Raw genomic sequence first — 23445 nt, 5'->3', positions numbered from 1 at the left:
CACCCTACCCACCTGCCACCTGGGAGTTGCGGCAGTGGCCCAGCGCACAAGCCGGTATGATCGAGCCGATGACGAACCCAGAGCCCACTGAGGTTATTCAGGACAACGCCGCCGTGCTATCGCACTACCGCGATCGCACCCGGAACCGGGTGATGAAGACCGAGGACGGCTGGCACCAGTTCCGGCTCGGACTCGCGCGCCGGCGCGGGCTCAATGTCACGATGCTCTCGATGACCGGCTACGGCTGTCGGCGCTGGGTCCGCGTGTTCTCCCGGGTGGTGATGGCCCCGGACTCCGATTTCGAGAACGGCCGCCGCGTGGCCAAGGTCATCGCCGACGGGGTCCGCGGCTGGCGCAACTTCGTCTCCGCCCCCGTGCCCTTTGCGGAGATCACGGTGGAGATCGCCGGCCGGGAGTTCGAGGTGGTCGCTGACCGCGGCGGGATCGTGGATGCGGTGATCAAGGTCGACCTGGAGCCGGGCTGGCAGCAGGTCACCCTGCGTGCCCCCGGAAGCGAGGCCACCACCGCCGAGGTGCACATCATCGATGATGCGACGCTCACCGGTGTGGTCTGCGACATCGACGACACCGTGGTGGTCACCACGCTCCCGAGGCCGCTGCTGGCGGCCTGGAACTCCTTCGTGCTGGACGAGCACGCCCGCACACCCACCCCCGGCATGGCGGTGATGATGGAGCGGCTGATGGTCAGCTTCCCCGGCTCCCCGGTCATCTACATCTCCACCGGTGCCTGGAACGTGGCGCAGACGCTGACCCGGTTCCTCACCCGGAACCTCTACCCGCAGGGGCCGCTGCTGCTCACCGACTGGGGCCCGACGGCGGACCGCTGGTTCCGCTCCGGCCAGCAGCACAAGGCGGAGCAGCTGGAACGCCTGGCGCAGGACTTCCCCGAGATGTCCTGGGTGCTGATCGGCGATGACGGTCAGCACGACCCCAGCATCTACGCCGACTTCGTCCGCCGCCATCCTGAACATGTCACCGCGGTGATCATCCGCGAGCTGACGTACTCCGAGGCGATGCTGGCAGGTGGCCGCGCCGAGGACCCGGTGGGCAACGATCTGCTCAACTACGGCGACCCGACCGAGCCCAACGACGCCGTCCAGCTCGCCGGGGATCGGCGGATCCCGTGGATCTACGGCCCCGACGGCAAGGACATCGCCGCGAAGCTCTCCCAGCACGGCCTTCTCTGAGGTTCAACCGGCGCTGAGGTTGAACCGGCGCTGAGGTTCAACCGGCGCTGAGCGCAGCCCTGTTCTGAGGCTCAGCTGGTCGAGGTCGCTTCGGCCGCCCAGGACTCGGAGCGCCGCGGCCGGGCGTGCATCGTGCGGACCCGTCGGTTGACCTCCACGGCGCGGGCATAGTGCCCGATCAGCTCATTGGACACCGCCTCCCAGGTGCGGCCCTGCACGCTCTCGTGCGCGCGCAGTCCGAAATCCCGGCGGGCCGCGTCATCGTTGACCAGGTGCTCCACCGCGGAGCGCAGCCCGTTCAGGTCACCGGGGCGGTAGAGCCAGCCGGTGCGTCCGACGTCGACCAGGTCCAGCGGTCCGCCCCGGCCCACCGCGACCACCGGCACCGCAGCGGCCATCGCCTCCTGGATGGTCTGGCAGAAGGTCTCGGCCTCTCCGGGGTGGACGAAGACATCCAGGCTCGCCACATGGGCGCCCAGATCATCGCCTGACTGGAAGCCGGCGAAGTGCGCGCGGGGCAGCCGCCGGCGCAGCGCATCTTCCTGCGGCCCCGAGCCGATGATCACCAGCCGGGTGCCCGGAAGCGCGTCGAGCACCGCCAGGTCCTCGATCTGTTTCTCCGAGGCCAGCCGCCCGACGAATCCGATCAGCTTCTCGCCGGTGTCTGTCCCGACAGCGCCCGGACCGGCTGCTGAGCCGTCTGGACCGGCCGCCGGGCTGCTGATCCGGGCCCGGAGCTCCGCGCTGCGCCGCTCCGGGGAGAACCGTGCGGTGTCCACGCCCCGGCGCCAGGTCTTCAGCCGTTTGATGCCGCGCCGGGTGAGCTGCTCACGGCAGAAGGAGGACGGGACCAGAGTCAGCGTGGATGAGGTGTGCATCCGGTCCACGTGCTGCCAGAGCAGCTCCGTGGCCCAGGGGAGTCCGTAGCGCGCCGCATAGGTGGGCACCTCGGTCTGGTAGATCGACACGGTGGGCACTCCCAGCGCGGCCGCCGCCTGGATCGCGCGCCAGCCGAGCACGAAGGGAGACGCCACATGGACCACGTCGGGACGGATCTGCTCGAGCAGGTGGCGGATCCGGGTCACGAAGCCCGCTGCGACCCGGACCTTCGGATAGTCCGGCAGCGGCAGCGAGGGAACCCGGATGACCGGGAAGCCTTCACAGAGCTCTCCGCCCGGGCCGCCGGACTCTGTCCGCGGGCCGGCGTCGAACATGGTGTCGGCGGGGGCGATGACGGTGACGTCATCGCCGCGGCGACGTAGGTGGGCGAGTACATGAAGCACGGAGTTCGTCACGCCGTTCATGTGGGGCAGGAATGATTCGGTCACCACGACAACTCTCACGCCCTCAGGCTAGGCAGGCCGGAGAAGCGCGGGCCGTCGTGGCCGTGACCGCACTGTGAACGCTGCTCAAACGTTTTCCCCACCAGCGGATAAGGTGACCAGGTGGAAGCACTGATCCCTCTCGCCGTCGTCGGCCTGGTCCTGCTCGCCGCAGTCATCCAACGTCTGGTGGGACTCGGCTTCGGCATGGTCATGGCCCCCTTTCTCGTCGTGCTCATCGGCGCCCACGAGGGTGTGATGCTGGTGAACTTCCTGAGCATCTTCGCGCCGATGCTGGTGCTCCCACGGATCTGGAGCGACATCGAATGGCGCAAGGTGCTCTGGCTGGGCCTGCCGGCGCTCGCAGTGATGCCGGCCGCCGCGTGGATCTCGGTGAACTCCTCGGCCGGGCCGCTCTACGTGGTGGTCGCGGCCCTGGTGATCATCGGTCTGATCACCTCGATGCTGCTGAGTCGGATCACCTTCCAGGCCGACGGCGCCACCACACGGGTGATCGCGGGCATCGGATCGGGAGCAGGCACCGTCATCGCCGGGGTCGGCGGCCCCGCGATGACGATCTACGCGGTCCTCTCGCGCTGGCCGATCATGTCGATGATCGCCACGCTGCAGCCGATCTGGATCCTGCTCTCGCTGGGCTCCTTCGGGATCAAATGGTCCTTCGACGACGGCGCGCTCCCCGGTCTGCCCTGGTGGGCCTGGGCCGGGTCCGTGGTGGCGATCGTGCTCGGGATCGTGATCGGGGAGTGGCTGCAGCGCCGCATCGACGAGGCGCTGGTGCGCCGACTCGTGCTGATCCTGGCCTTCATCGGTTCGATCATGGCGCTGATCACAGGTCTGCGACTGATGTTCGGCTGAGGCCTGTTGCTCCAGCCGAAGACCGGTCCCTGCTGGCACGATAGGACCGATGGCCACCACCGACACCGAACCCAGCGCCGCCGCGACTCCAGCAGCGAAGCCGCCGACCCGCACCCGGCGTCGATTCAGCCTGCCCGCCCCTCCGCTGTGGCTCATCGGGCTGGTCGAGGCCGCGCAGATCCTGCTGATCACGATCCTGCTGGTGGGGCTGCCGGTGCTCGTGATGAGCCTCGCGGGGGGCTTCTCCGCGTTCAACCCGAACTTCGTGGTATCCCTGGCGGCGCAGGTGTGGCTGGTGCTGCACGGCACCCCCGTGGAACTGGTGATCACCCTCGACCCCGGCGCCCTGGGCGGGGCCCTGGAAGTCCCCGGCGGGGGCTGGTTCCACCTGGTGCCGCTGGGCCTGACGCTGATCCCGCTGTGGCTGGGCTGGCGGGCCGGCGGGCGGATCGCCCGCGGCTCCTATTCAGATCAGCTCTGGCAGGGGCTGCTTCCGCTGATCCTCGGATACGCGGCCGGCGCGGCCGGGATCGCCTGGGTGGCCCAGGCCGCGACCTTCCAGGTGATGCCCTGGCTGGCGGCGCTCTGCGCCGCGGTGCTGATGAGTCTGGCGGCGCTCGCCGGCTGCTACGCCGAGGCGCGCAGCGCGGCGCGGATGATCGGCACGGACCTGGAGGCTCGGATCGACGAGCTGTCTCAGCGGCTGCGCTGGGCCGGGTCCTACGCCTGGGCTGTGGGCCGGGCCGGCCTGGTCGGCTTCGTCGCCGCCTGCGGACTGGCGGCGCTGCTGCTGGCCGGGCAGCTGGGCGTGCAGTGGATGCAGATCGCGAACGTCTATGAGCAGCTGAACCCGGGGATCGCAGGTGTCCTCGGGCTGACCATTCTACATCTGGGTCTGGCTCCGAACCTCATCCTCTGGGCACTGGCCTACTCCACCGGGTCCGGCTTCGCGCTGGGCTCAGGATCGCTGGTCTCTCCGCTGGGCACCGAGCTGGGCGCCGTGCCGGCGGTGCCGGTGCTCGCCGCGCTGCCGGTGGAGGCCCACCCGTACGGGCTCTTCGTGCTGGGTCTGCCGGTGCTCGCCGGTGTGCTCGCCGGCTGGTGGCTCATGCGTGAGGGGGAGAACCATCTGGACGACTGGTTCACGCTGCGGATCTCCTGGCGTCCACTGGCGGCGGTGCTGTCCACCCTCTCGCTCGGAGTCCTCACCGGACTGGTCACCGCCCTGCTGGCGGTGGGGCCGCTGTGGCTCTCGCACATCTCGCTGGGGGTGGGACGGATGACCGACATCGGTCCGCACGCGCTGCTCAGCGCTGGGATGCTCGGAGTCTGGGTCGCTCTCGGCGCCATCCTCGGCTACAGCGTCTCGGTGGCGGGGCAGAGGCTCCGCCGCCGCACCACAGGCTGAGCAGAGCTGCCCGAGGCTCGAGCGAGGATCGTCCGAGACGCACCCGAGCCCGGCGGGTCTGTTCTGACTCTCAGCGCCCGAAACCGGGGATCGAGCTCATCATGCCGTCCTCGTATTCGAGCAGACACCGGTCCATCGAGCGTTCGGTCAGCGCGCTGGCCTTGCAGTCATCGAAGTCCACCGTGGCCTGCCAGAAGATGGCCTGCGAGCCGGCGGTGAAGGTGAAGATCCCGCAGCACAGCAGAGCCGCGATCGCGCTGACGTGCATCATCACCGGAAGCCGCCTGCGAAAGCATTGGACCAGCAGGATGATCCCGCCGGCGAAGCCGACCAGGCCCGCCACCACTGCCAGCAGCCGCCAGGGCAGCGGCAGCTGCAGACCCAGATAGCTCAGCAGCAGGGCCAGCACGAGCCACCCGGTGAAGCGGCCATAGAAGCGGAATGTCGACTCATCAAGGTCAGTGGCGCGGCTCCGGCCTGGTGATGGGGTGCTCATGGTCCACCACCCTATCCGGGTCCCTGCACGGGTCGGGACTGCCGAGGCGAAGAACCGGCAGTAGGCTGGCGGTCATGCGAATAGTGGTCCTGGTCTCCGGTTCGGGGACGAATCTCCAAGCCGTCATCGACGCTGTGCAGGGCGGTGAGCTGGACCTCGAGATCGCGGCCGTAGGGTCCGAGGTCCCCGACTGCGGCGGGCTCGTCCGGGCGACGACGGCGCAGATCCCCACCTTCGCGGTGCCGCTGGTCAAGGGCGGGGACCGCTCCGCGTGGAACATGGAACTGGCGGATGCCGTCCGCGCCCACACTCCTGATCTGGTGGTCTCCAGCGGATTCATGCGGATACTGGGCACCGAGTTCCTCGCGAACGCAGGCGCTGCGATCATCAACACCCATCCGGCGCTGCTGCCGAGCTTCCCCGGTGCACACGCGGTGCGCGACGCCCTGGCCCACGGGGTCAAGGTCACCGGCTGCACCGTGCATCAGGTCGACGCCGGGGTGGACACCGGGCCGATCCTCGCCCAGGAGGCCGTGCGGGTCCGCGAGGACGATGACCAGGACTCGCTGCACGAGCGGATCAAGGTGCACGAGCGACGGCTGCTGGTGGACACGCTCGCCGGCATCAGCTCCGGGACGATCACCGTGGGGTAGATCCTCCATACGGGTTGTCCTGCGGCGGGCCCTGCTGATGGGGGTTCTGCTGGTAGGGGCCCTGCTGTTGGGAGGGGCTCTGCTGCTGGTACGGGTCAGGCTGCTGGGGCGCCCAGCCCTGAGGGTTCTGCGGGCCATGCTGACCTGGACCGCCATAGGGGTTCCCGGGCCGCGAGAATTCCTTCCAGGCCTTGCGATCGCGCACGTAGGCATTGCTGGCGGGCAGCCAGAGCGCCACGATGGCGGCGAGGCTCAGTCCGGTCACGATCAGGTTCTCGGGGCCGAAGAGAATCATGAACACGCTGCCGGCGAGGAAGATCGTGGCCAGGATCCGCCCGACATTGCCCGTCATGGTGCCGACGAAGGCGAAGACCGTGTAGAGCACAGCCAAGATGATCCCGCCCAGCAGCACCATGACTCCGAGCCCGAGCATCAGGTCCTGGACGCTGAGCTCCTCGGCACCCGGGCCCTGCTGGGCCTGGGACTCCTCCGCCACCTGGGTCCAGAACGGATCGATGTCCTGCGGGTCCATCGAGGTGAAGTCCAGGAAGCTCAATATGCTCAGCGTGAGGGTCGCGGCGCCGGCCAGGAGCATCAGCACCATGGCCAGGATCAGCGTCAGCGGACGCTTCGGCTTCCGGGTGGGGACAGCCCCCGGCCCGTGCCCGCCGCCGGGGTGCTGGCCATAGCCGGGCTGGAGCTGCCCCTGCGTCGTTCCGTAGCCGAACTGACCACCACCGGGCTGACCATAATTCGACTGGCCGTAGCTTGCCTGGCCGGAGCTGGGGGGCTGGCCGTAGCCGGCCGACTCGCCATACCCGGCAGACCGCCCGTACCCCGGGGACTGTCCCCGGCCAGGATCCGAGCCCTGTCCGGGCTCCTGATGCGGGACAGAGCCCTCTGGTCGGCGCTGACCCCAGCGGGGCTGCTCCGGGGGGCGATTCTCTTCCGGTGTGCTGCTCATGCTGTCCCTCCTCTGCGCCCGGTCCTGGTCAGCACGCTGGGCACCTATAAGACCCGCGGCGCTGCCACGGTCCGATCTCAGCACTACTGTATCGGCGGCCAGGTTCGCACCCCACCCTGGGTGCTCCCGCAAGTGCGGCGGCCGCGCAGATCTCTGCAAGACTGTGCCCCATGAAACCTCGGGACATCACGGATCCACTCAGCGCGCCACAGGCCGGCTCCACCGTGCACCTGGTGCGCCACGGCGAGGTCCACAATCCAGGCAGGGTCCTCTACGGACGGCTGCCCGGTTTCGGTCTTTCTGAGCTGGGCCAGCAGATGGCGGAGGGGATCGCCGACTACTTCCAACAGCGGGCCGCGGCCGGCCGGCCGGTTCACATGCTCGCCGCGTCGCCGCTGCAGCGGGCGCAGGAGACGGTGACCCCGATCTCCGCACGTCTGGGACTTCCCGTCACCGTGGAGGAGAGGGTGCTCGAGGCCGAGAACGCCTTCGAAGGACTCTCCGAGGTGAAACAGCAGCTGAAGAACCCACGCTGGTGGCCGCTGCTGATCAACCCGCTGCGACCCTCTTGGGGTGAGCCGTACACGTCCCAGGTCAACCGGGTGCTCGCCGCGGTGAAGGACCTCTCCGACCAGGCCGTCGCCGCCCATGGCGACGGGGCCGAGGTGGTCGTCGTCTCCCATCAGCTGCCGATCTGGGTGACCCGGCTCTGGGCCGAGGGCCGCCCGCTCTTCCACGACCCGCGCGACCGCGAGTGCTCGCTGACCTCGGTGACCTCGCTGCACATCGGCCCTGGCGGTGTGGAGTCCGTCAGCTACGCCGAGCCCAACCGCGAGCTGCTCAAGGACGCCACGAACCTCCCCGGCGCCTGACCGGCGCCGGGCTCGCGCCTGACTCAGCGTCCAATCCCTCCGCCAGGCACCGCTGTGTGACTTATGGCCCCGGCAGCACTTCTACGGACTGTAGAATTAGTGCTCGGCTGACCCTGACTCCCTCTTCAGATCTGGACACCGCAGCGCATGACCGTCTTCAACAAGCGAACCTCCCGGACATCCCGCCTCCGCGCCCTGGCCGCAGTGGGCCTGGCCTCGGCCCTGGCGCTCGCAGGATGCAGCTCCGCCAATGATGAGCTGAGCCAGCGCGCCGCGAACGACGGGACCAACTACGTCGCCGGCGACGGCTCGGTCAAAGAGCTGGCCGCCGAAGACCGCGGCGAACCGGTGCAGTTTGAGTCCACGCTCTTCGACGGCTCCGCCGTAGGCCCCGAGCGCTGGGAGGGCGAGGTCACCGTGATCAACTTCTGGTACGCCGCCTGCGCCCCCTGCCGCGTGGAGGCCCCCGACCTGGCCGACCTCGACGAGGAGTTCACCGACGAGGGTGTGCAGTTCTACGGGGTCAACACCCGCGACACCCAGCCGACCGCCGAGGCCTTCGAGCGCACCTTCGGCATCGAATACCCCTCTATGGAGGACCGCAGCGGTGAGGTCATGCTCGCGATGACCGACTATGTGCCGCCCTCGGCGGTGCCCACCACGCTTGTGCTGGACAAGCAGGGCCGGGTCTCCGCGCGGATCCTGGGGATCGCCGAGCCCGGCACGCTGCGCGCGCTGATCAACTCCGCCCTGGACGAAGACGCCGACGCCGCCGCGTCTGAGGCCGCAGCCTCCAGCCTCGCCGCGCCGGAGCCAGCGCAGCAGTGATGGACACTCTGTTCCTCGCGGCGCCGCTGGCCGGCACCGCCGACAACCGCTTCGCCGAGATCGTCTTCGACGGTTCCCTGCTGATCTCTGCCCCGGTGGCTCTGCTCGCCGGGCTGGTCTCCTTCCTCTCACCCTGCGTCCTGCCGCTGGTGCCCGGCTATCTGGGTTACGTCACCGGACTCTCCGGCGTTGAGCTGCACGAGCGGCGCAGATCACGGATGGTCCTCGGCGCGTCGCTCTTCGTGCTGGGCTTCTCCGTCGTGTTCGTGCTCATCGGGGTGGTCTTCACCCAGGCGATCGTCTGGCTCCGCGTGGATGGGGGCTGGCTGACCCAGGTGCTGGGCGGCGTCGTCGTGATCATGGGGCTGGTCTTCATGGGCGCCTTCACCTTCTTCCAGCGCGAGCGCAAGATCGAGCGCCGCCCGCCGGACGGGCTGCTCGGCGCGCCGCTGCTGGGCGCCACCTTCGGCATCGGCTGGGCGCCTTGCATCGGCCCCACCCTGGCCGCTGTGCTCGCCCTGGCCACGCCGATGGGGGGAGATCCGGGCCGCGGAGCCTTCCTGATGTTCATCTACTGCCTGGGACTCGGGATCCCGTTCATCCTGATCAGCATGGGTCTCAAGCGCGGGATGACCACCCTGCAGTTCTTCACGCGGCACAAGGTCGCCGTGATGCGCTTCGGCGGTGCCGTGCTGATCCTGGTCGGGCTGCTGATGCTCTCCGGGATCTGGAACACCTGGGTCTATGCCCTGCAGGACTGGTTCGCCAATGAAGTGAGGCTGCCCATCTGATGGCGGAAAAACGAGAGAACACCTATATGCCGGCCGGGCACCGCGACGCGCCCGAGGCCGCCGAGAACGACCCGCGCAGCCCGTCAGGCGGAAAGACCCAGGTCACCACCCCGGCACTGGGCCCCAAGGGCATGCTGCGCTGGGCCTGGACCCAGCTGACCTCGATGCGCACCGCGCTGATGCTGCTGCTGCTGCTCGCCGTGGCCGCCGTGCCCGGATCGATATTCCCGCAGCGGGTGCAGGACTCCTTCGCGGTGGCCACCTGGATCGAGGACAACCCCGGGGTCGGGGAGGTGCTGGACTTCCTGCAGTTCTTCGACGTCTATTCCTCCATCTGGTTCTCCGCGATCTATCTGCTGCTGTTCATCTCACTCATCGGCTGCATCCTGCCGCGCGCGAAGAAGCACTGGCAGCAGATCACCTCCGCGCCGCCGCGCACCCCGCGCCGGCTCGAGCGCCTCCCGGAGTCAGGGGCGCTGGAGCTGCAGTCCGGCGCCGCCGGCGACGCCCAGGACGGACCTGCTCCGGATGAGGCCCTGCAGGACGCGGCAGCGATCCTCAAGTCCCGGCGCTACCGGGTCGAGGTCCGCGACACCTCGGTGGGCGCCGAGAAGGGTTACCTCAAGGAGACCGGGAACCTGCTCTTCCACGTGGCGCTGGTCGGTGTGCTGATCTGCGTGGCGCTGGGCTCGATGTTCAGCTACCGCGGACAGAAGATCCTGGTGGAGGACGAGAGCTTCGTCAACGCTCTGGTCGCCTATGACAACTTCTACCCCGGTGCGTACTTCAGCGAGGACCAGATGCAGCCCTTCTCGGTCCGGCTCGACGCCTTCGAGCGGGTCTTCGACCGGGAATCGACCACCCACTTCGGCCAGGCCCTGGACTTCACCGCCGATGTCACCACCCGGCTCGGCTCGGACGGGGAGCCGCAGACCGAGGAGCTCAAGGTCAACCAGCCGCTGACCATGGACGGCGTCCGCGTCTTCCTGGTCGGCAACGGCTACGCCCCCGAGGTCACGGTGCGCGACGGCGACGGCGAGGTCGCCTTCTCCGGCCCGGTGGTCACCCGTCCGGAGGATGAGGTCTACACCTCCATGGCGGTGATCAAGGCGCCCGACGCCTCCCCCGAGCAGCTCGGCTTCGTCGGCCTGTTCCTACCCACCTCGCAGGACGCCGGCGACGGCCTCGCCGTCTCCGTGGACCCCGAGCTGGGCAACCCGGAGCTGCAGCTGAACTCCTACTACGGCGACCTCGGTCTCGATGACGGGCTCGCGCAGAACGTCTACGTGCTCGACACAGAATCCCTGGAGACGCTGAACTCCCGTGAGCTCGACGTCGGCGGCATCGTGCTCTCCCCGGGTGAGACCCACGAACTCCCCGAAGGCATGGGCTCGATCAGCTTCGACGGGGTCCAGGACTACATCGCGGTCGACATCCACTACAACCCGGCGCAGCAGGGAGTGCTGATCTTCGCGCTGACCGCCCTCGGCGGCCTGGTGCTCTCACTGTTCCTGCGCCGCCGTCGCGCCTGGGTGACTGTGGAGACCACATCCGTCGGGCGCACCCTGGTGCGCTACGGCCTGCTTTCCCGCGGCGAGGACTTTCGACTGCGAGATGAGAACATTGCCCTGCGCACCCAGTTCGAGAAGAAGTGGCCGGTGCGCGCCCCAGAGAAGGAATCCTGATGCAATCCATCAATATGGAACTGGCGCAGTACAGCGAACTGTTCATGCTGATCGCCGCGTTCATCTACACTGCCGCGTTCATGCTCTTCGCGGTCGACATGATCCGCAGCTCCGCGACGATCCGCCGGGTGGAGGATGAGCTGGCGGCAGAGAACGCCGCCGAGCGCGAGCTCGTCGGGGCAGAATCTTCGACAGGCGCAGCAGCGGGCGCCGGCACCGGGGCTGGCGCCGACCAGCCGGTGGCGGCCGCCCCCGCCGATGAGCTGGTCGACGACGGGATGGCCTACCTGGGCACGCCTCGCCCGTTCGCCAATGTCGCGGTCGCCCTCACAGTCCTGGCAGTGGCCGCGCACACCTTCGCTGTGGCTGCCCGCGGCATCGCCGCCAACCGGGTGCCCTGGGCGAACATGTACGAATTCCTGGCCACCGGCGCGCTGGTGGTCGCCGCGGTCTATCTGCTGGTGCTCACCCGCAAGGATGTCCGTTTCCTGGGGACCTTCGCACTGGGCCTCGTGGTCACCATGATGGCCGCGGCCACCATCGGGTTCCCGACACCGCTGGCACATGTCCAGCCCGCGCTGCAGACCCCATGGATCGCGATCCACGTCTCGCTTGCGGTGCTCGCGATCTCGCTGTTCACGCTGACCTTCGCGATGAACGTGCTGCAGCTGATCCAGCACCGGCGCGAGCTCGCACAGGCCGCTGGGGAGACCACCAGGCGCAGCGGCTGGCAGTTCCTGCGGCTGGTGCCCTCGGCGACCTCCCTGGAGAACTGGGCCTACCGGATGAACGCCGTGGGGTTCGTGTTCTGGACCCTCGGCCCGCTGATCACCGGCGCGATCTGGGCCGAAGAGGCCTGGGGCCGGTACTGGGGCTGGGACGTCAAAGAGGTCTGGACCTTCGTGATCTGGGTGGTCTACGCCGGTTACCTCCACGCCCGCGCCACCCGCGGCTGGACCGGCAACCGCGCGGCCTGGCTCTCGATCATCGGCTACGGCTGCATCATCTTCAACTACGCCGTGGTCAACATCTACTTCCCCGGACTGCACTCCTACGCGGGCCTGCCGGAGTAGGACGGCCGACCAGAGCAGGTCGGCCTGCCGGATGCAGGCCACGAGGCGGACTCACCGCACGGCGGTCTGCCGGCGCAGGCTGCACGGCGGGCTGCCCAGCGGCCCGCCGTCTGGCTGACTAGCGGGGGGACTCGGTCTGGGGTCCCTGCTCCTCTGCGCTGCGCTGCTGCGCGCGGAGCTTCTCCTGGGTGAGGTGAAAGTCCTCGGCGAGGGCGTCTTCTGCCTGATTGTCATCGAGCTCCGAGCTGCCCAGCTTGCGGTCTCCGCCGAAGCGGCGGGCCAGCTCCTGTCCCGCCTCGAGGCGCAGCCTGTTGAAGAACAGGTAGCCCAGCGCCCAGGACACGATCAGGCCGACGATCAGGGCGAAGATCACGGTGTATCGGCCCAGATCTAACATCAGGCAGGCGGCGAACACGATGAAGAAGGCACCCAGGCGGAGCAGCGAGTATTTCAGCACAGACATGATCCCAGTGTAGGTCCGCTCGCTGGTGAATCCGAGCTCACAGATCAACTACGCTGGAGAGATGATCAGGATCATTATCGGCTTGGGAATCGTGGGGCTGGGGCTGTTGATCTACAGCCTGGTCGAATGCCTGCAGACCCCGCGCCATCGGATCCGCGTGATGCCCAAGGTGGCGTGGATCGCGGTGATCGTGCTGCTGCCGATCATCGGTGCCAGCCTCTGGCTGGGCTTCGGACGTGTCCGCGCCCCGAAGAAGGGCGGCCAGGCCCCGCGCCGGCCCCGCTCACCCGATGATGACCCCGACTTCCTGCGCCAGGTGGAGATCCAGCGCCGCCAGCGGCAGCGCGCCGAGGAGCAGCGCCAGCGGGATGCCGACGCACGCCGCAAGGAGCGAGAGCTCAACGCCCGCACCCAGGACGCCCGTGAGAGGGAGCTCGGCGACGCCGCCGATGCGGCCGTGGCGGGGAGCTCCTCCGCCGAGGACGCCGGTGAGCCCAGCTCCCAGGACGGCGGCCCCAGCAATGGCCGGCCCAAAGGTGGAGACGCCGGGGAGAGCCGGAAGAAGTCGTCAGATGACGACGACGACGCCGGCGGCCCCCAGCCCGCACCGCGCAGCTGAGCTGAGGATCCGCTCGGCGCACGGTCAGCTCGGCTCCCCGCCGGTTGAGGATCAGGTCACCTCAGAACCAGGTCAACTCAGAACCAGCGCCGCCGAGTAGGTCAGCGCGAAGGCCATGCCGATCAGGCTGGTCAGCTGCAGCACCTTGATCAGCGCCGGACCCTTCTTCTGCGGTGAGAGCATGATCCGCGCCGGTCCCAGCGCCAACGGCAAGGCCAGCAGCACCAGCAGGAACCACCAGCTGTGCACCAGCAGCGCCAGCGGCAGCACCAGTGCGAGGCCCACCATGGCGACATAGCTGAACCGGGCACGGCGTTCCCCGAGCCGGACGGCCAGGGTCACCTTTCCTGCCTCGCGGTCCGTGGGGATGTCCCGGACGTTGTTGGCCATCAGCAGCGCCGCGGCGATCAGTCCTGAGCCCACGGCGCCGATGCCGGCGCCCACGCTCAGCTCGGCGGCCATGGCCCAGGTGGTGCCCAGGGTGGCCACGAGTCCGAAGAAGACGAAGACCATGATCTCGCCGAGTCCGCGGTAGCCGTAGGGCCGGGACCCGCCGGTGTACCACCAGGCGGCCAGCACGCAGGCGGCGCCCACGGCGAGCATCCACCACATCCCGGTCAGGATCACGATGATCAGCCCGGCCAGCGAGGCCAGACCGAAGCTGACGAAGGCGGCGTCCTTGACCTGCCGAGGCTTCGCCGCCTTGGATCCGGTCAGCCGCATCGGCCCCACACGCTCGTCGTCGGTGCCGCGGATCCCGTCGGAGTAGTCATTGGCGTAGTTCACGCCCACCTGCAGCGCCAGCGCCACCACCAGGGCCAGTGCCGCGATCAGCAGATCGAAGCTTCCCAGTGCGTGCGCGGCGGCGGCGCCGATGATCACCGGGGCCACCGCCAGCGGCAGGGTCCGCGGCCGTGCTCCCGCGACCCATTCCTTCACAGTTGCCAAGTCGTGTCCTTTCGTTGCTGTCTTCTTACGCGGTGACGCGCGGATAGCTCGGTATTTCATCTTCAGCGCTCCCGTGTCGGGCCGGAGCGCGCGGTCCGCCCGCTCTGTGTCGGACCGGCTCAGGACGGTGATTCGCTGAGCAGTCGCAGCAGCCGCTGCCGGTCAGGCTTGCCGCTGGCCAGCAGCGGGAGCTCAGGAAGGATCAGCAGCCGCTTGGGGGTGGCCGCGCGGCCCAGAGCCTGACGCACCCGTGCGGTGAGCTCGCGGTGGACCTCCTCGGCGCTCGGTGCCGCAGGGGCGGGGATCGGGCCGGCGCTGGCGCCGGAGTATGAGCGCGCATCCGCTCCGATGCTCGCGGTGAGCGTGACGGCGACACTGATCTGCTGTCCCCACTCGGGGTCCGGGACCGGGCCGACGAAGGCCTCCCGGACCTGCGGGTGGCTGAGCAGAACCGAGCGGACGCGCTCGGCGGAGACCTTGACCCCGCCGGTGTTGATCACGTCATCGGTTCGGCCCGAGATGCTCAGGAGCTGACCCGCGGCGTCGGTGCGGACCTCGCCCAGATCATCGGTGAGGAAGCGGCGCTGCCCGGACTCGGGGTCGACGTCGAAGTGCGCCGCGGTCAGGTCCGGGTCGGCGATGTAGCCGGAGGCGACCATGGGCCCGCTGATCCGCACTCGTCCTGAGCCTGCGTCTTCGGCGTCCTGAATTTCGAGATGTACGCCGGGCAAGGGTCGGCCGTCGTAGACGCAGCCGCCGCAGGTCTCGCTCATCCCGTAGGTGCGCACGACGGTGAGCCCATGCGCCGCTGCGCGCTGCAGCAGCTGCGGGGAGGAGGCGCCGCCGCCCAAGAGGATCGCGTCGAAGCGGGCGAGCGCCGCGGTGAGTGCCTCATCCTGCGGGACATGGTCCAGCAGGCGCTGCAGCTGGGTGGGGACCAGGGAGATGAACCGACGTGCGGCCGAGAGCTGCTGGGCGGCCTGGGTGAAGGCTGTCGGATCGGTGGTGTGCTGCAGCAGCGGCACCGGAGTGGTGCCGGCGGCGAGGCTGCGGGCGAGCACGGCGAGGCCCGCGACATAGCTCGGCTGCAGGGTGAGCAGCCACTGTCCGTGCCCGCCCAGCGCCTGCGCGGTGGCTGTGACCGAGGCGTGGATGGCCGCGGCAGGAAGCAGCGTCTGCTTCGGGGTGCCGGTGGAGCCGGAGGTGCGCACGATCACCGCCCTCAGGTCGGCGGGGACGTCGTGGCGTGAGGTCCAGGTGGGAACGCCGGTGGCGTCAGCGGGCTGGAACTCCAGCGGGGGAGCCGCGGGGCCAGATTCTCGGTGCAGGGCAGCTCCGGCGTCGAGAGCTGAGCCCAGTGCGGCGTCGAGGGCGGTGAGTGCCGCGGGAACCCAGGAGTCGGTCGGCGAGGTGGTCTCGGGCACCTCAGCTGCCGCCGTCGTCCTTCTTGTCTCGGTCATCTCGTCTGCGCTTCTCCAGCTCTTCCAGTCGGGCTTCGAGCATGTCCAGGCGCCAGCGGTCCTCGGCGGACAAGTTCTCCTCGGACTTGGTGGGGATCTGCGGGCGCTCGAGCTCTCCCTTGTCGCCCTTCTCCAGCTTCTTGACCCGCTTGCGCAGCGTCTCGATCTCATCCGCCGCGTCGGAGCCCCCTGGCAGTGGCCTACCGGTGGCCATGCTCACGATCTGGGCGAGGGTGAACATGACGATTGCGATAATGACGATCCACGCAAACCAAGGCAACATGAGCCAAGATTAGCAACTGTGCTCCTCAGCCAGGGAGATGCGGGTGCTCAGGGTGCGATCGGGACATGGCGCCTAGGTTCGGCATCGTCTCCACCAGCGGCCATGCGGGTCCCCGGCGTCGGTCGCTCCGACAGTGTCCTGCTGCCGTTGCGCGTCCCCCGCAGCAGCGGAGTGACTCATCGGGCCTATCGAACCTGCTCCGTGCCGCGACGACGACGGCCAGGGTGGCGGGGACCACGGCGTCAGGAACACCACGATGGCCCCGGTGAGGGTCACGAAGAGTCCCGCCGTCGTGGACATCGTTGGCTTGGACATGGTCATGCTGGACCGAACCGCGTTCGAGGGTTCCAGCCCAGCAGCGTCATCGGGTGGCGGCGAACGGGGCCTGCCGGACGTAGATCTCCTGGTCGAGCACGTCGGTCAAGAAGATCGCGAGATCGGTCCGGCGCATACCGGTGGAGCGTGTTGACACGTGCGCATCATGTTCGACGCCGCCGGTAGCGGGTCCGTCCATCAGTCGGGGTGGGCGCACCAGGGTCCAGTTCAGCTCGGTGTCCTGCCAGGTGGCCAGCTCGACAGTCTTGTCAGCGACCAAGGAGCGGGCGAACAGGCCCATGGCTGCGGAGATCACCCGGTCCCGTCGGCTCTTGCAGTCCCCGTCGGCGTCGACTCCGGCGCCACTGATTCCGATGTAGCGGCGCACCCCGGCCATTCGCATCGCCGGCACCAGCTGCTCGACGGTCTGCCGGTGCAGCTGGTTCTGCTTCCGTGCAGGGCCCAAGGTCGAGATCACCGCCTCGGCTCCTACCAGCGCCTCGGCCAGCGCCTGTGGGTCCCGGCTGTCCCCGATGACCACCCGTGCGTGCTCCGGAGCCCTGTCCGGGTCACGAACCAGCGCCGTGACCTGGTGGCCTCGTCGGAGCAGTTCTTCCACCAGCAGTCGACCTGTCCTGCCGGTTCCTCCGAGCACAGTGACGTTCATGATGTTCGGCCTTTCTTCTGCGGGGTCTGAAGAGGGGAGTGGGGTTCCCACGCGGCGCGCTCGCGCAGCGCGAACTCCCTCAGGGTGGTGGGTGCCCGGCCGGTGACGGCCCGGATGTCGTCGGTGAGGTGCCCTGCCAGTCCCAGTCGGGCGGTGGAGTGGATGATGGTGGTGGCCACAGTCATTGCAGGATCGAAGCCCAGCGTCGTGCGGGCATGCCGGGCGTAGTCGAGCGTGCTGGGCCGCCGATAGGTGATGGTGCGGCCCAGCACGGAGCTGAGCACCTCGGCGACCTCGTCATAGGTCAGGGACTCGTCACTGGTGGGCGTCCAGATCCGGTCGGTGTGGTGTGCGGGGTCCAGCAGCGCCGCTGCGGCGACCTCAGCGACGTCGTGGGCGTCCACGAATGCCGTACGACCTCCGCCGGCGGGCACCATGATCTGGTTGCGTTCGCGAATGTCCGCGGCGAAGACGGTGGAGAGGTTCTGGTCGAAATAGGAGGGACGCAGGAAGGTCCAGCTCAAACCGGATCTTCGCAGCCATCGCTCGAGTCCCGCGTGGGGCAGCGCGGGTACGCGCCCGGCTCCCTGCACGGAGAGCAGAACCACGTGCCGCACTCCCCGTGAGCGCGCGTCCCTGAGTGTCGGCACCAGCCCGCGGCGCACATCGCCGATCTGCGGCGGACGCACCAGGAACATCGACTGCACTCCGGCGAACGCCGGGCCCCAGGTGCTCGAATCGGTGAAGTCGAAGGACACGCCTTCGGGGTCCTGGTTGCCTCGGGAGGCCGGGCGAACCTCTGCTCCGGCCTGGCGGAGTGCCCGGAGCAGAGGGGCGCCGACGTTGCCGGTGGCCCCGGTGACAAGTATCGGCGGACTCATATGTGTATGGTACACATATGGATGTTGATCTGCACCTGCTCGATGATTCGCTGATTCGGCTGCGTCGGCTGTGGGGGGCCTCGCGCAATCGACTGGTGGCCGATGGCAGCGCCTCAGTGGAGATGTCGAGTCTGCTGGTCGTGGAGGCCTGTGCCCGAGGAGCGGATGAGCACCGCGAAGTCACCGTCGGAGATGTCGCTGATCTGGCTGATGTGACCGCTTCGACCGCCAGCCGCCTCGTGGATCGCGCTGAGGAAGCAGGACTCCTCCACCGCACCCCGTCTGGCGTCAACGCCCGGCGCACTGCCCTGGTCTTGACCCCTGCTGGCTCCGCATTGCGCCAGCGCGCGGTGACGACCCGCACGGCATGGCTCGCCGACCAGGTGCGTGAATGGGACCCGGATGATGTCGAGCGACTGGGGGTGCTCCTCGCTCGTTTCGCCGACGGGCTGAACCACAGCAGTGCTCAGGACCTGGTGTGATCAGCTTCAGGGCGCGGCAGGAAGAGCATTGATCTCCCGCACCATGATGTCCGGTGCCCCTCCCGAGGCCAGGTGCGGGCGAGGGCCCTGCGTTCCTGCCACCTCGGGGCCTGCCGGAATGTGACAACCACCAGGACAGACATCCCCACCATGTCCCTGAATGCCAGTTCCAGCGAGTGGTCCCGGTTGCCGCTGCCGATCAGCGTCGTCATCTGATCCACCTGATCGTGGCCGGACAGAGGGGCATCCAGTGCAGAGACCGATGCGGCTGCGACGGTGGTGCGCCAGGCGCCAGGCGCCGAACGCTGAGCCGGTGACCGGCAATCGTTATGTGACCGACACGTCTGGAGGCGTGACGATGACTGACGTGGATGCGTCTTATCAGTGTGACCATCAACCACGATGATCAGGCACGACCTACACGATGGAGTGATTACTGTGACTACTCAGACTCAGAACAAGCCGACCTCGGGTAAGCCTGGCGTCGCGGCGGCGGGGTCCGCGACCGTGGTGAAGTCCGAAGACGGCGGCAGGGGGTCCACCACCATCGTGGACAACGTGGTGGAGAAGATCATCGGCATCGCCACGGTAGCGGTTCCCGGCGTGTGGGCCGTGGGCGGTGGCGTTGAACGCGCGATCGGCTCGATGCGCGACGTCGTGGGCCAGCACAACCTCACGCAGGGGGTCTCGGTCGAAGTCGGTCAGACCCAGGTCGCCGCAGATCTGAACCTGGTGGTGGAGTACCCGTACCCATTGCAGGAGGTGGCCGAGAACGTCAGGAATGCCGTCTACGGCGTGATCCAAGAGCTGATCGGCATGGAGGTCACCGAAGTCAACGTGGTCATCAGTGACATCCATCTCCCCGAGGTGGCGGACGAGAGTGACGACGCGCCCGAGTCCAGAGGCTCTCGCGTCTCATGAGTGCCACCGTCTCCGGCGCGGCCATCGGAGCGGTTCTGGCGCTCACGCTCCTCGTGTTCGGCTTCTGGGGACTTCTGCTGGTTGCCGTTGCGACGGTCATCGGGGCGATGCTGGGCCGGATCGTGGAGGGTCGGCTCGATCTTGCCGGCGTGATGGACGCCCTGCGCGGTCAGCGCTCCTCATGAGCACCGTTTCGGAGGTCGGACTCGTTCCATCAGGAACCTCCGGTGCGGTGCATCGGCGTGTCGGCCATACCAGGATCAGCTCACGGGCCCTGACCGGAGTCGTGGAAGCGGTGACCGCCGACGTCTTCTGCGTGCCGGTACAGAGCCTGAAGGCCCAGCTTCGCGATGACCAGGGGATGCTCTGGGTCTCGATTGCCGTCCCGATGGCCGTGTCGCCGCTGCGTGGGATCGGACGCATCTCGGATGGCGGTGGACAGGGCTCGCTCTACGATCGCGCTGAGGCAAACCGCCGACGCATCATCGAGCAGACGCGTCTGCTCACGGGATATGTGGTCGGGCGGGTCGACCTCCGCCTGATGGGTGAGCCCTTGGCGCGGCAGGGAAGACGCCGATGAGCACAACACTTCCTGCGCGACGGGTCGCCCGCCGAACCACCCATTCCTCGCGGGCCATGGCGTCGGTGGTCACTGCGGCACTGCTGATCCTTGTGCTGGTGTGGGTGGGGGCAGAAACCGTGCTTTCTGCTCTCGACGCGCCGGCACTGCTGGTCTCTTCGGTTGAGATGGGCGAGTGGCTGATCGCGGTGCCGCAGCACACCACACCCGCGGGACTTGTGGGTGCCGGTGTGGGGCTGGCGCTGATCGGCCTGGCACTGGTGCTGGTCGGAATCCTCCCGGGTCGCCGGCCCCGCCACGTTCTTCCCAGCGAACGCAGCGCCATGGTGGTCGATGACGAGGTCATCGCCGCGGCGCTGTCTCGCGCGGCCCGCAAGGCCGCTGGACTGCTGCCGGGACAGGTCACCACCGCGGTGAGGCGCCGCGGCGTGGACGTGAGGCTCCGGCCCACCTCGGGGGTGGCACTCGACCAGGCGGCCGTGGAGGAGGCGGTTCGCCACGAGCTGGCCTCCTATGGGCTGCGCCCGGAACCGGCCGTGAGGGTCCATGTCAGCAACCGGGGGGTGGTGGGGGGATGAACGGCACGCCGCGCAGCCTGAACCGGCTGCTGATCACCCTGCTGGGAGTGTTGCTGATCGCTGCGGGAACGCTCACCGCTGCCGCGGGGCTCAACCCGAGCATTGCTCAGGCCTGGTCCCGCACAGGAACAGACACATGGGCATGGGTCCTGGAGCAGCTCCGATCGGCACCGATGGGGGACACAGGCATCAGCTGGTGGACCGTGGCACTGGTGGGTCTCGTGGTCTTGGCGATCCTCCTCCTGCTCCGCTGGATCTTCTCTCAGGGTGGTGGTCGCAGCGACAGGCTCGGCGTCCGCAGCACGAGCAGCGGCACCACCACGGTGGACCACTCCCTGGCGGCCCGAGCCATCAGGGAGGCCATGGAAGGTGATGGCGAAGTCCTCTCCCTCAGGGTGTCCTCGTGGAAGATCAAGGGCGGCTACGGGGTGCAGATGGTCGTCCGTGCCCGCAGGGGCGCGTCACCCCGGCGGATCGCCGCCACGGCGGAGGAGGCGATCGCGGGCCTGGACACGCTGCTGGGGGAGCTGATCCCGATCTTGGTCCACATCAGAGCCGGCCCACGTTCGCGCTCGACCCGCACCGGGCGCCCCCGTTGATCCTCTCGCCCCTTCCCGAATCGCGGCTCCCGGCGGCCGCCAGGAGTGCGGAGCCCATATAAGCCGCTGCAAGACACAAAGCGATGCTCGGGCTGACAGGGGTCGCTGGATAGACTGTGATCACCATCACGTGGCATTGGTAGGTGTTGGGACGGAGGAGCGATGGACGGGCCGGAGGCGCCGGGCTCGTCGGACCTGGCGCAACAGACAGATGTGCTTCTGGTCGAACGCGCCATCGATGGCGACGTGGACGCCTTTGAGGTCCTGGTCCGCAGACACGGTCCCATGGTGTACGCCTACGCTCGGCGCCTTGCGGGGGCAGCCGTCGACGCGGAGGACATCACCCAGGAAGCCCTGTTGCAGGCATGGCGGCAGCTTCCCACTCTCAGGGATGCCGTTGCTCTGCGAGGCTGGCTTCTCAGCATCACCAGCCACTGCGGCATTGACCTCTTGCGTCGGCGCCGCACGACCCCCACACCCAAGGACCTTGAACCCGGAACCGTCGACGACAGTCCCGCCCCTGAGAGCTCTGCCATCGAAGCTTGTCTGCTGGAGGCACTCTCCGAGGCGCTGCACCGATTGCCGGAACAACAGCGGCAGTGCTGGGTCCTCAGAGAGATCGGCGGGCACTCATATCAAGAGATCGCAGAGATCTTGACCATCAGCATCCATAGCGTCCGAGGGAACCTGTCCAGGGCGCGTGCCGCCCTGCTTAGAGAAATGGAGGCGTGGCAATGACCTCGGTGCCCACCCATCCCGGCTACAGGCACTCACTCGAAGACCTCAACGAGTACCTGCGCACCGGCGAGCCCAACTTGGAGCCCCATGTCCGAAACTGCCCCAGATGTCGATCCAGCCTTCAAGGCCTTCGACGCCTGGACAGTCTCACCGACCGCCTCGCCCAGGACGACATCTGCCGGGCCGAGAGCGTGGGTGCGCTCTGGCTGGACCGCCTCGTGGCGCGGCTCCGCGTGGAGCCCAGAGCGCAGGAGCCGCTGTCCATACCCGTCAAGGGTCCAACCCCGACTGCCGAGGGTTTCGTGCTGGCACTGATTCGCTCCACCGGAGACTCCGTGGCAGGTGTGACGATCGGTCGGTGCCAGGTTCAGGGAGACCGCGAGACGCCTAGCTCTGGAGTCCGAGTCCAGGTCAATCTGAGTGCCCGGTGGGGCCATCCGCTGCCAGACCTGGTCCACGCCTTGCGCGACCGACTGTTCGACGCGCTGACGCGCCACGCCGCTCTCGACGTCGACGGCATCGATATCACCGTCACGGATGTCTATGTCCCACGCCCGCAATCGACCGGGCCACCCGGGCAACGGACCGGCGCTGCCCGAAGGGATCAAAGCGCACCGTGATCTTCTCAGGACTCACCGGATGAGGTCGGGCTGGTCACTCAATCGCTCGTCCTGCAGTTCAGGGACGATCATGACCGGACCAGCGGCTCGCAGGAGCACACCGTGGGAGACCGAACCGAGCAGCACCCCGGTGAATCCGCTGCGGCCTCGGGTGCCGACCACGGTCAGCTGCGCCTCGTGGGTGGATCTGCTCAGCTGTGCCACCGGATCCCCAGGTTTCACCGCGGCCGTGATGGTCAGCGAGGGATAGTGTCGGCCCAGCCACGCGACTTCTGCCGCCAGTGACTCCTCCAGCTGCAATCTGCGCTGGTCGATGATGCGTTGGTCGGGGGTGTCAAGTCCTGGATACCAGTCCAACCACCCCTCCAGGGTGGGCAGAGCCATCAACAGATGCAGGACCGTGCCGCGGTTCAGCGCCTGCTCTGCCGCCTGAAGAGCCGCGATCCTGCTGTGCGGCGAACGGTCTATGCCGACGATCACCGGCCGCTCGTCCGGCACCGGCTCGAAGCGGGTCGGGCCCGCCGCATCAGTGATCTTGTACTGCCGGGCGACGACGACGGTGGGGCAGCGAGCATGGGCCGGGAGCGCCGATGACACGGAGCCCAGGAGCCGTCCCACGAATCCGCCGCGACCCCTGGCGCCCACCACTGCCAGCTCCGCCACGGTGGAGAGATCCACCAACACCCCTGCGGCGTCTCCGCGTTCGGTCCGGTAGATGACTTCACCCGGGTAGTCCTGAAGATAGCTCCGCGCCTCATCGAGCAGAGCCTTCGCGGCAACGACGGAGTGTTGGGCCTCGAACTTGTCCGGCACTGCCCCGATCGTGGCTGCGACCGGAGCGGGCACGCTGTACGCGCTCACGATGGTCAGCCTTCGACCGCTGCGCTGAGCCTCCATGGCGCCGTAGTGCAGCGCCTGGATGGACTGCTGGGAGCCGTCGAATCCGACCAGCACGCCCAGGTCGCGCGCGGCGGGGTCGAAGGCCAGGGGGCGTGGCGCCGAGTGGGTGTCATTCTCCATTGCGGACCTCCACAGGGGCCTGTTCGGAGGGTGCGGACGAAGGCCCCTGTCAGGTGTTCGCCCGCTCGTCTTCTTGGATCTCAGTGAGTGATGGG

General features: G+C 68.3%; 28 protein-coding genes. 18 read left to right on the top strand and 10 right to left on the bottom strand.

What is annotated here, in order from left to right; all coding sequences use genetic code 11:
• The first annotated feature begins 68 nt into the window (after positions 1-68).
• Positions 69-1208 (top strand): App1 family protein, encoded by a 1140-nt coding sequence (locus LSI54_RS05190; RefSeq protein ID WP_241465490.1) that lies wholly within the window; start codon positions 69-71, stop codon positions 1206-1208.
• 71 nt (positions 1209-1279) lie between these two features.
• Here LSI54_RS05190 and LSI54_RS05185 read toward each other — a convergent pair whose 3' ends face one another.
• Positions 1280-2551, bottom strand: coding sequence for a glycosyltransferase family 4 protein (locus LSI54_RS05185; RefSeq protein ID WP_241470625.1), 1272 nt, complete (start codon positions 2549-2551; stop codon positions 1280-1282).
• Positions 2552-2653: 102 nt separating this feature from the next.
• On the opposite strand from LSI54_RS05185, the gene LSI54_RS05180 reads away from it, so the two are divergent.
• A complete protein-coding gene (locus LSI54_RS05180; RefSeq protein WP_241465488.1) occupies positions 2654-3406 on the top strand; it encodes a TSUP family transporter in 753 nt (250 codons plus the stop codon).
• 49 nt (positions 3407-3455) lie between these two features.
• Complete coding sequence (locus tag LSI54_RS05175; RefSeq protein ID WP_241470624.1) at positions 3456-4814, top strand: cell division protein PerM; 1359 nt, start codon at positions 3456-3458, stop codon at positions 4812-4814.
• Between the two features lie 70 nt (positions 4815-4884).
• On the opposite strand, the gene LSI54_RS05170 is transcribed toward LSI54_RS05175, so the two are convergent.
• Positions 4885-5310, bottom strand: coding sequence for a hypothetical protein (locus LSI54_RS05170; RefSeq protein ID WP_241465486.1), 426 nt, complete (start codon positions 5308-5310; stop codon positions 4885-4887).
• Positions 5311-5384: 74 nt separating this feature from the next.
• Between LSI54_RS05170 and purN the strand changes: the two genes are divergently transcribed.
• On the top strand, positions 5385-5963 hold the full coding sequence (gene purN, locus LSI54_RS05165; RefSeq protein ID WP_241470623.1) for a phosphoribosylglycinamide formyltransferase: 579 nt from the start codon (positions 5385-5387) through the stop codon (positions 5961-5963).
• Here purN and LSI54_RS05160 read toward each other — a convergent pair.
• The gene (locus LSI54_RS05160) at positions 5950-6927 is read right to left on the bottom strand and encodes a hypothetical protein (protein WP_241477871.1); all 978 of its coding nucleotides are present in this window, start codon (positions 6925-6927) and stop codon (positions 5950-5952) included. The genes purN and LSI54_RS05160 overlap by 14 nt on opposite strands.
• A gap of 170 nt (positions 6928-7097) precedes the next feature.
• Between LSI54_RS05160 and LSI54_RS05155 the strand changes: the two genes are divergently transcribed.
• The 5 genes from LSI54_RS05155 to ccsB all read left to right on the top strand — a co-directional run bounded on the left by LSI54_RS05155 (position 7098) and on the right by ccsB (position 12176).
• Positions 7098-7799 carry a histidine phosphatase family protein gene (locus LSI54_RS05155; RefSeq protein WP_241476107.1) on the top strand — a complete coding sequence of 234 codons (702 nt, stop codon included), beginning with the start codon at positions 7098-7100 and terminating at the stop codon, positions 7797-7799.
• 147 nt (positions 7800-7946) lie between these two features.
• A complete protein-coding gene (locus LSI54_RS05150) occupies positions 7947-8627 on the top strand; it encodes a TlpA family protein disulfide reductase (protein WP_241470620.1) in 681 nt (226 codons plus the stop codon).
• Positions 8627-9418 (top strand): cytochrome c biogenesis CcdA family protein, encoded by a 792-nt coding sequence (locus tag LSI54_RS05145; protein WP_241465481.1) that lies wholly within the window; start codon positions 8627-8629, stop codon positions 9416-9418. Before LSI54_RS05150 ends, LSI54_RS05145 begins: the two co-directional genes overlap by 1 nt.
• Complete coding sequence (gene resB / locus LSI54_RS05140; RefSeq protein WP_446740415.1) at positions 9418-11103, top strand: cytochrome c biogenesis protein ResB; 1686 nt, start codon at positions 9418-9420, stop codon at positions 11101-11103. Before LSI54_RS05145 ends, resB begins: the two co-directional genes overlap by 1 nt.
• Complete coding sequence (gene ccsB, locus LSI54_RS05135) at positions 11103-12176, top strand: c-type cytochrome biogenesis protein CcsB (protein ID WP_241470619.1); 1074 nt, start codon at positions 11103-11105, stop codon at positions 12174-12176. The genes resB and ccsB overlap by 1 nt, the downstream gene beginning before the upstream one ends.
• Positions 12177-12294: 118 nt before the next feature.
• On the opposite strand, the gene LSI54_RS05130 is transcribed toward ccsB, so the two are convergent.
• Positions 12295-12639 (bottom strand): DUF4229 domain-containing protein, encoded by a 345-nt coding sequence (locus LSI54_RS05130; RefSeq protein WP_241465479.1) that lies wholly within the window; start codon positions 12637-12639, stop codon positions 12295-12297.
• A 61-nt stretch (positions 12640-12700) separates the two neighbouring features.
• Here LSI54_RS05130 and LSI54_RS05125 point away from each other — a divergent pair, with 61 nt between their 5' ends.
• Positions 12701-13258, top strand: a complete 558-nt coding sequence (locus tag LSI54_RS05125; RefSeq protein WP_241465478.1) for a PLD nuclease N-terminal domain-containing protein — start codon at positions 12701-12703, stop codon at positions 13256-13258.
• A 72-nt stretch (positions 13259-13330) separates the two neighbouring features.
• Here LSI54_RS05125 and LSI54_RS05120 read toward each other — a convergent pair whose 3' ends face one another.
• From LSI54_RS05120 to LSI54_RS05100, 5 genes are all read right to left on the bottom strand, one after another.
• Entirely contained in the window at positions 13331-14206 is an 876-nt protein-coding gene (locus LSI54_RS05120) for a 1,4-dihydroxy-2-naphthoate polyprenyltransferase (protein WP_241470617.1), read from the bottom strand.
• A gap of 119 nt (positions 14207-14325) precedes the next feature.
• Positions 14326-15666, bottom strand: a complete 1341-nt coding sequence (locus LSI54_RS05115) for an AMP-binding protein (RefSeq protein WP_241465476.1) — start codon at positions 15664-15666, stop codon at positions 14326-14328.
• A complete protein-coding gene (locus tag LSI54_RS05110) occupies positions 15632-15949 on the bottom strand; it encodes a TMEM208 family protein (protein ID WP_241470616.1) in 318 nt (105 codons plus the stop codon). The genes LSI54_RS05115 and LSI54_RS05110 overlap by 35 nt, the downstream gene beginning before the upstream one ends.
• Positions 15950-16310: 361 nt before the next feature.
• The gene (locus LSI54_RS05105) at positions 16311-16931 is read right to left on the bottom strand and encodes an NAD(P)-dependent oxidoreductase (protein WP_241470615.1); all 621 of its coding nucleotides are present in this window, start codon (positions 16929-16931) and stop codon (positions 16311-16313) included.
• Positions 16928-17812: an NmrA family NAD(P)-binding protein gene (locus tag LSI54_RS05100; protein ID WP_241470614.1), complete on the bottom strand. Its 885-nt coding sequence runs from the start codon at positions 17810-17812 to the stop codon at positions 16928-16930. The genes LSI54_RS05105 and LSI54_RS05100 overlap by 4 nt, the downstream gene beginning before the upstream one ends.
• A 17-nt stretch (positions 17813-17829) precedes the next feature.
• On the opposite strand from LSI54_RS05100, the gene LSI54_RS05095 reads away from it, so the two are divergent.
• The 8 genes from LSI54_RS05095 (at position 17830) to LSI54_RS05060 (ending at position 22330) form a co-directional block, all read left to right on the top strand.
• Positions 17830-18294, top strand: a complete 465-nt coding sequence (locus LSI54_RS05095) for a MarR family winged helix-turn-helix transcriptional regulator (protein WP_241470613.1) — start codon at positions 17830-17832, stop codon at positions 18292-18294.
• A gap of 438 nt (positions 18295-18732) precedes the next feature.
• Complete coding sequence (locus tag LSI54_RS05090) at positions 18733-19215, top strand: Asp23/Gls24 family envelope stress response protein (protein ID WP_241465471.1); 483 nt, start codon at positions 18733-18735, stop codon at positions 19213-19215.
• A complete protein-coding gene (locus tag LSI54_RS05085; RefSeq protein ID WP_241465470.1) occupies positions 19212-19400 on the top strand; it encodes a DUF2273 domain-containing protein in 189 nt (62 codons plus the stop codon). Before LSI54_RS05090 ends, LSI54_RS05085 begins: the two co-directional genes overlap by 4 nt.
• 101 nt (positions 19401-19501) lie before the next feature.
• Positions 19502-19795: a hypothetical protein gene (locus LSI54_RS05080; protein ID WP_241465469.1), complete on the top strand. Its 294-nt coding sequence runs from the start codon at positions 19502-19504 to the stop codon at positions 19793-19795.
• Complete coding sequence (locus LSI54_RS05075; protein WP_241470612.1) at positions 19792-20373, top strand: DUF6286 domain-containing protein; 582 nt, start codon at positions 19792-19794, stop codon at positions 20371-20373. Before LSI54_RS05080 ends, LSI54_RS05075 begins: the two co-directional genes overlap by 4 nt.
• On the top strand, positions 20370-20972 hold the full coding sequence (locus LSI54_RS05070; RefSeq protein ID WP_241470611.1) for a hypothetical protein: 603 nt from the start codon (positions 20370-20372) through the stop codon (positions 20970-20972). Before LSI54_RS05075 ends, LSI54_RS05070 begins: the two co-directional genes overlap by 4 nt.
• Positions 20973-21134: 162 nt before the next feature.
• Positions 21135-21710, top strand: coding sequence for an RNA polymerase sigma factor (locus tag LSI54_RS05065; protein WP_241465466.1), 576 nt, complete (start codon positions 21135-21137; stop codon positions 21708-21710).
• Positions 21707-22330 (top strand): hypothetical protein, encoded by a 624-nt coding sequence (locus tag LSI54_RS05060; RefSeq protein ID WP_241470610.1) that lies wholly within the window; start codon positions 21707-21709, stop codon positions 22328-22330. Before LSI54_RS05065 ends, LSI54_RS05060 begins: the two co-directional genes overlap by 4 nt.
• A gap of 12 nt (positions 22331-22342) precedes the next feature.
• On the opposite strand, the gene LSI54_RS05055 is transcribed toward LSI54_RS05060, so the two are convergent.
• Positions 22343-23350, bottom strand: coding sequence for a universal stress protein (locus LSI54_RS05055; RefSeq protein WP_241477870.1), 1008 nt, complete (start codon positions 23348-23350; stop codon positions 22343-22345).
• Positions 23351-23445 lie beyond the last annotated feature (95 nt).

It is taken from the genome of Nesterenkonia sp. AY15 (assembly GCF_022565855.1).
Taxonomy (GTDB): Bacteria; Actinomycetota; Actinomycetes; order Actinomycetales; family Micrococcaceae; genus Nesterenkonia.
This window is presented reverse-complemented; position numbering and strand designations above follow the sequence as displayed.